Source organism: Oleiphilus sp. HI0086 (assembly GCF_001635225.1).
The window spans coordinates 1-971 of sequence record NZ_LWFZ01001414.1 but is presented as its reverse complement, the minus strand read 5'-3'; the positions used below and the strand labels follow the sequence as shown (position 1 = coordinate 971).

At 43.8% G+C, this 971-nt stretch carries 1 protein-coding gene and 1 pseudogene; both read left to right on the top strand.

Annotated features, from left to right (window positions below; all coding sequences use genetic code 11):
- Positions 1-145: pseudogene (locus A3756_RS26865) on the top strand (methionine adenosyltransferase); the annotation flags it as partial.
- A 102-nt stretch (positions 146-247) separates the two neighbouring features.
- Positions 248-971, top strand: a 724-nt coding sequence (locus tag A3756_RS24155) for an adenosylhomocysteinase (RefSeq protein ID WP_197481513.1), incomplete at its 3' end; no start/stop codon positions are given.

Below are 971 nucleotides of genomic sequence, written 5' to 3'. Positions count from 1 at the left end.
TGCCTATGGACATTTCGGACGCGAACCTTTTGAGCATACCTATAGTTACAAGGAAAACGGCGAAGAGAAAACTAAGACCTTCACCGCTTTCACCTGGGAAAAAACTGACAAGATCGATGCCTTGAAAGCAGCTGCAAAGGTTTAAAGACAGTAATTTTTACTAATACGACAGACTGAACCTACTTCAGCCTGCACTCAATATTACGTTGGCCGGAAAGCAATCCGGCCCACAAGACAGGACATAATTATGAGCTTCACAGATTATAAAGTTGCCGACATCAATCTAGCCGATTGGGGCCGTAAAGAAATTCAAATCGCTGAAGGCGAAATGCCTGCACTGATGGCTTTACGTAGAAAATATAAAGAAGCACAACCATTGGCTGGTGCAAAAATCATGGGTTGTATCCACATGACAATCCAGACAGCAGTTCTAATCGAAACTTTGGTCGACCTTGGTGCTGACGTTCGCTGGTCATCATGTAACATTTTCTCTACTCAGGATCATGCAGCAGCGGCAATTGCAGCAGCGGGTATTCCAGTATTTGCCTGGAAAGGTGAAACAGAAGAAGAGTTCCTTTGGTGCATCGAGCAAACCATACTATCTGAAAAAGATGGTAGCAAAGTTTGGGATGCCAATATGATTCTTGACGATGGTGGTGACCTGACTGAGATGGTGCATAACAAGTACCCTGCACTGCTTAATGATATTCACGGTATTTCTGAAGAAACAACAACAGGCGTACACCGATTGTTAGAAATGATGACGAAAGGTGAGCTAAAAGTTCCAGCGATTAACGTTAACGATGCTGTAACTAAATCCAAAAACGATAATAAGTACGGCTGCCGCCACTCATTAAATGATGCCATTAAACGTGGTACAGATCACTTACTCTCTGGTAAAAAAGCACTAGTAATTGGCTACGGCGACGTAGGCAAAGGCTCTGCTGCCTCATTGCGCCAGGAAGGTATGA